This window comes from Lactobacillus sp. A27 (assembly GCF_016742815.1).
GTDB classification, from domain to species: domain Bacteria; phylum Bacillota; class Bacilli; order Lactobacillales; family Lactobacillaceae; genus Lactobacillus; species Lactobacillus gallinarum.
On record NZ_JAEHNT010000066.1, the window covers coordinates 1 to 5,607 of the forward strand.

The 5,607-nt window shown below is 36.2% G+C and carries 6 protein-coding genes and 2 pseudogenes; 4 read left to right on the plus strand and 4 right to left on the minus strand.

The window, feature by feature from the left end:
- Positions 1 to 117 precede the first annotated feature (117 nt).
- A complete protein-coding gene (gene glyA, locus JEM49_RS08190; protein WP_087301136.1) occupies positions 118 to 1,353 on the minus strand; it encodes a serine hydroxymethyltransferase in 1,236 nt (411 codons plus the stop codon).
- A 647-nt stretch (positions 1,354 to 2,000) separates the two neighbouring features.
- Between glyA and JEM49_RS08195 the strand changes: the two genes are divergently transcribed.
- The 3 genes and pseudogenes from JEM49_RS08195 to JEM49_RS08205 all read left to right on the plus strand — a co-directional run bounded on the left by JEM49_RS08195 (position 2,001) and on the right by JEM49_RS08205 (position 3,352).
- A complete protein-coding gene (locus JEM49_RS08195) occupies positions 2,001 to 2,516 on the plus strand; it encodes a hypothetical protein (protein ID WP_025005730.1) in 516 nt (171 codons plus the stop codon).
- A 69-nt stretch (positions 2,517 to 2,585) separates the two neighbouring features.
- A pseudogene (locus JEM49_RS08200) lies at positions 2,586 to 3,095 on the plus strand (methylated-DNA--[protein]-cysteine S-methyltransferase).
- A gap of 188 nt (positions 3,096 to 3,283) precedes the next feature.
- Positions 3,284 to 3,352 (plus strand): putative holin-like toxin, encoded by a 69-nt coding sequence (locus JEM49_RS08205; RefSeq protein WP_223876185.1) that lies wholly within the window; start codon positions 3,284 to 3,286, stop codon positions 3,350 to 3,352.
- 188 nt (positions 3,353 to 3,540) lie between these two features.
- Here the strand turns inward: JEM49_RS08205 and JEM49_RS08210 are convergent.
- Positions 3,541 to 4,026, minus strand: a pseudogene (locus JEM49_RS08210) (zinc-binding dehydrogenase); the annotation flags it as partial.
- Between the two features lie 203 nt (positions 4,027 to 4,229).
- On the opposite strand from JEM49_RS08210, the gene JEM49_RS10670 reads away from it, so the two are divergent.
- Positions 4,230 to 4,364 carry a hypothetical protein gene (locus JEM49_RS10670; protein ID WP_260263548.1) on the plus strand — a complete coding sequence of 45 codons (135 nt, stop codon included), beginning with the start codon at positions 4,230 to 4,232 and terminating at the stop codon, positions 4,362 to 4,364.
- On the opposite strand, the gene JEM49_RS10675 is transcribed toward JEM49_RS10670, so the two are convergent.
- Both JEM49_RS10675 and JEM49_RS08215 read right to left on the minus strand, forming a co-directional pair.
- Complete coding sequence (locus tag JEM49_RS10675; protein WP_005728161.1) at positions 4,361 to 4,489, minus strand: hypothetical protein; 129 nt, start codon at positions 4,487 to 4,489, stop codon at positions 4,361 to 4,363. The genes JEM49_RS10670 and JEM49_RS10675 overlap by 4 nt on opposite strands.
- Before the next feature lie 219 nt (positions 4,490 to 4,708).
- The coding region (locus tag JEM49_RS08215; protein ID WP_201874616.1) for an LPXTG cell wall anchor domain-containing protein at positions 4,709 to 5,607 on the minus strand (899 nt) is incomplete at its 5' end.

Genomic DNA, 5,607 nt, shown 5'->3' on the forward strand with positions numbered 1-5,607 from the left:
ATACAAAAAAAGAGATCGAATCCAAATGATTCGATCTCTAAAAAAGCACCCTTAATTGTCAATGTCTTAACTTAATGACATTGGCAAAAAACTAGAACTGTTTATTTTCTATTCAAATTAATTAATTGGATGTTTTTGCGTTAATTCTTTAACTTCTTGTTTAACGTGTTCAATTGTTGTTTCATCTTCTGGATTAGACAAAATCTCAATAATTAATCCAGCTGTCTTTTTAGCGTCTTCTTCATCAAAACCGCGGCTAGTAATTGCTGGTGTACCAATTCTTAAACCACTAGTTACAAAAGGACTGCGCTGATCACCAGGGATTGATTCTTTATTGGTTGTAATATGAACTGAATCAAGCAAGTTTTGTGCATCTTTACCCGTTAACCCAGTATCTGTAATATCAATAATCATTAAGTGATTATCAGTACCACCAGAAACTACACGAATATTGTCAGACTTAGCAAAAGTTTCTGCCATTATCTTAGCGTTTTTGATTACTTGTTTAATATAATCGGTAAATTGTGGCTGTAAGTCTTCATAAAAAGCTTGCGCTTTTCCGGCAATTACGTGTTCTAAAGGACCACCTTGAATACCTGGAAACAAAGCTGAATTAATCTTTTTACCAATTTCTAAACTATTAGATAAAATCATGCCGCCGCGAGGACCACGCAAGGTCTTATGCGTAGTAGTCGTCACTACATCAGCTACTGGAATAGGACTAGGATGTTGGCCAGTTGCTACCAAACCAGCAATATGGGCCATATCAACCATTAAATAGGCGCCAACCTCATCGGCAATTTCACGGAATTTTTGCCAATCAATAATTCGGCTGTATGCAGAAGCACCAGCAACGATCAATTGGGGATGAACATCTAAGGCGATCTGACGAATAGCATCAAAATCAAGCTCTTCAGTTTCAACATTTAATCCGTAACTATAAGATCTATATTCTTTACCACTGAAGTTTACTTTGGCACCGTGAGTTAAATGACCGCCAGCATCCATGCCCATGCCAAGGATTACATCGCCTGGCTTCAGCAAAGCTTGATAAACAGCCATATTTGCTTGTGAACCAGAGTGGGGTTGAACATTAGCAAATTTAGCATTGAATAATTTTTTAGCATAATCAATAGCAAGTTGTTCAACTTGATCAATGTATTGACAACCGCCATAATAGCGTCGACCAGGATAGCCCTCGGCATATTTGTTAGTTAAAACTGAACCTTGAGCTTCACGAACTGCATCAGAAACAATATTTTCAGAAGCAATTAATTCAATCGTGTTTTGTTGGCGCTCTTCTTCGTGATGAATGGCATTCCACAATGCGGGTGACTTTTCTGCATATTTCAATGAAAAGACTTCCTTTCTGACTTGTACTAAATAGTTTTCTTTACTGAAAAGTATACTATTTAGCGATTAAATACGCACGACTACTGCGCGGAAATTCTTTTTTGAAAGCAGCTAAAACAGCATGACGGCAAGTAGCGGTATCAGCTAATTAATATTCCTCAGTAAAATGCAGATAGCCAGCTTCAATTAAAAATAAATAAATTTTATTTTCTGTACAAAAACAGAAATCAATACTCTTGCAATATTTATTATTTTTTCTAAAATAAAAGCCGCTTGCAAGATAAATTGCAAGCGACTCATATTATGGGACATCATGCTTAGCTTTTCCGAAGCTAAGCATGTTTTTGTATACAATTAATTACTTTAAAATAACTATTCTATAACCTCGTCCTACTTAAGCGTAACACCTTTTCTCCCGGCTTTAAACGATTTTAGTATAAGTTAGTGATTACTTAATAGTCTTCAGCCGGAAAAAGGGGAATACCTTTTATTATGCTGGCGTATAGAAAATAACAACTAAACACTACATCCTTTCGTCTAATTTCCTAAAAAAATAGCAACTTTTATACCATTAAATTAAAAATATAGTTAAAATACTGGTATAATATCGTTTCAGAATAATTAATGTAGAGGTGAGATTTCTGATCATGAAAAGTGCAAATTACACTAGAAAACATCACATGTATTTAATGAATCACAAAAATGGTGACGTTATCGAAGTAAGAATGGACAAGAAAAATAAGACATTCAAGAAAATACGACTTTATCGTCAAGATGGTTTGGGCAACTACTATCTAGATCCACATGGGGAGTTTAAGGATCAGAAAAGTCCAGCAACCAAAGAGAATATCGTAGAAGCCGGAAAAAAGGTCAGCGATCATATCTCTAGTGCTGAGAACTGGCACCATAAAGTTAGACCTATTTTCAACGCTGAACACAAAATCGTCGATTTCGAACCACGATTGCATTTGGAACACCATACTAAGATTCAAAATGCTAAAAGATATTTGCGTCACTTGGAAAGACGACACGCAGACTTCATTTTCCGTAAAAATAGCAAAACGCCTTTGTTAATCCCATGGAATTACATCAAGGATATGATCTATGAAGATCGCAATAAAGAAATGGTGCTAGCACATAAGGTGCACAAGCTAAGAAAATAAATTAGATTAATAAGATGCTACCAATCATAATCGATGGTAGCATCTTATTTTTATCATAGGAGAAAAAACATGCAAACAGTTTCTTACTATAATTCACCTATTGGCAAAATATTGCTCGCTAGTAATGAACAAGGACTTATTGGTTTATGGCTAGATACTGATCGCTACTACGGTGACAATCTTGATAAAGAGTATTCAGAAGGAGGAAATAAATATTTAGCTTCTACTAAAAAATGGTTAGATATCTATTTTCAAGGCAAAGAACCAGATTTTACTCCTCAATTACATTTGATCGGTACTGATTTTCAAAAAAGAGTCTGGCAAGCATTACTAAAAATTCCTTACGGGATGACAACTACTTATAAAGACATTGCCGTATAGGCTGCAAAAGATAAGGACCACTTACCTATTCGAGCAGCCGGTGGTGCTATTGGTAGAAATCATATTTGCATTATCATACCTTGCCACCGCGTTGTTGGTGCTAATCACAATTTAACTGGTTATGGCGGTGGAATTGATAAGAAAATTCAGTTGCTTAAACTTGAAGGCGTTGATATTAATCAGTTTAAAGAACCTTAGATACAAGAAAAGCCCGCATATCGCAAGCTTTTTTACTTGTTCGTCTTTTTTCGCAAACAAAGTTTCGGTATAATATTACTGCAGAAAGTTTTATGAGCGGCGGTTGTTTTTCCTCCCGGAGGTGAGGCCTATGGTCAATATACTACAGAAAGGGTTCAACCATGTCGGTTTACGAGAGTATTTCCTTAATGCTTTTGTTCGGTACGTTTGTGTTAGCTCTGCTAACTTACATCGACCATCATCACGACAAAAAATAAAAACGCCGCTCAATGTAATAACTTTGGCGAGTTATAGGGCGACGTTTTCAACGTTTTTATAATATCGACCACCGCTCTTAAAGCGGGCTGCAAAGGAGGTCTTTGGATCTCCTTTTTCTTTATCTAAATTATAGCATATTTTTTAAATTAAAAGCCTGCAAAATTAATTGCGAGCTTTCTATTAATGCTTAGTTTTCCCAGTCATAAACCACAACTTTACCGGTCATATGACCACTTTCTACTAATTTATGAGCCTTTCGTAAATTTATTGCATTTAAGGGTTCTAATGACTTAGTCATAGTGCATTTAAGTTTGCCATTATCTAACATCTGGGCAATTTTGTTTAAAATATCATGCTGACTAATCATATCTTCAGTTTGATAATAGGATTTAGTATACATCCATTCCCACGAAAAGTGTGCTTTCTTTTTGGTAAGCAACCTTAAATTTATTGGACGATGATTTTCAGTAATTGAAACAATGTGTCCCTCTGGTTTAATTAACTCACACATTTCTTTCCAATGACCATCTAAATCCTTTAATTCTAGGATGTAATCAACATACTTATATCCTAATTTCCTTACTTGTTTTACCAAGTCTTCACGATGGTTCACAACATAATCTGTGCCGTGATCTTGTGTCCATTTAATACTATCTGGACGGGATGCAGTTGCAGATGTACTACACACATCAGCCGATTATTTAAGTGGCAAGACAGATAATCCTAGTCCATCGCCTAAAGGTGATGAAACTGGTGGTATTTCTATCGATGGTGAAGTACCATATTTCTATCATGGCTACACTATTCCAGAAGACTACCTGAACATAGTTCGTCAACTTATGGAACGTGATATCAAAAAAGGACTTATTAAACGACATGACAACAGCAGATCAGAATAAACAAGAACTCATAGACTGGTTATTTGCCTACGCAAAAAAGCATCAAATTGGCTATCTAAAGCCAAATGATGCTTTAATTGTTTTTTTCTCCAATGTCAATAGCTTAACTTAATGACATTGAAAGTCTAATTCTAGGTCATTTTTCTTTAAAGAAAGCAGTAAATGATTACGAGCTGGCTTAGACTTTTTAGCTTTTGGCTCACGAGCAAGAGGGACGATTAGCTTTTTTTCTGACATATGAATAACCTCCAAAATATTGATAAATTAATCATAATTGAAATCTAAAACTAATCTAGATACTCGGTTATTTTACGCTTACGTAGAATCTTGTTTTCATTTCACACAAAAAGGCGATCAAAAACAATTTTTCAAAAGTTTTCGATCGTCTTTTTAAATCTGAGAATTAACTTTCTCTAGATACTTTTACCAATAGAATTTATAAAAAACTATTATAAATTATTCTTTATCGCGCTTCTTCTTAAATACGAATAGACCAAGTGAAGCTAAAAGCATACCAAGCACACCCAAAATTGAAGTATCTTTAGTGCCTGTTTGTGGTAATGTCTTTAAGCTAGTAGCCTTGTTATTACCAATGGCATTATCACTTTCACCCTTAACACCTAGGTTGTTACCAGCGTTTGCGATGCTGCCATTAGCAGTAGAAGCTCCCTTAACTCTATCAGCTTGACTAGAGTTTGAACCATTCTTGTGTGAATGATACTTGCTTCCAAGAACATCTTCGCCTTTAGCAGCGATGATTAAATCAGTACCAGCAATGACATCCTTCGAACCATCTGGGTACGTTACTGTAGCTGTACCGTCAGCACCTACTGTAACTTCAGTGCCTGCTGGGAAGTTACCCTTGTTAGCGTCTTCCACATTCTTCTTAACTTGATCTTTTTCAGAATCTGTTAAGTGACTTGGATCTTTAACAGTAACCTTGCCACCTGGAACAGTTGGCGTAATGTTACCAGCATCAGTTGTGTCGCCCTTTTGGCCTTGAACTAATTGGTCACCTGGTATGGTGTCCTTTGAACCATCTGGGTATTTAATCGTTGCTGTACCATCATCGCCTACTGTAACTTCAGTGCCTGCTGGGAACTTATCCTTGTTGGCATTATCGACGTTATCCTTAACCTGATTCTTTTCATCATCAGTTAAGTGAGTTGGGTCCTTGACTGTTACCTTGTCGCCTGGAATATTTGGTGTGATATTGCCAGCGTCAGTTTGGCCTGAAGTTGAGTCACTATCTTCACCCTTAACTAATTTATCACCTGGGATTTCATCCTTTGAACCATCTGGGTATTTAATTGTTGCATTACCCTTATCATCGACTGTAACTTCTGTACCCTCTG

Excerpts from the sequence above, each read along its gene's own strand:
- JEM49_RS08195 (WP_025005730.1), top strand. The coding sequence starts at position 2,001 with ATGAAAAGTGCAAATTACACTAGAAAACATCACATGTATTTAATGAAT.
- JEM49_RS10675 (WP_005728161.1), bottom strand. The coding sequence starts at position 4,489 with ATGTCAGAAAAAAAGCTAATCGTCCCTCTTGCTCGTGAGCCAAAAGCT.
- JEM49_RS10670 (WP_260263548.1), top strand. The coding sequence starts at position 4,230 with ATGACAACAGCAGATCAGAATAAACAAGAACTCATAGACTGGTTATTT.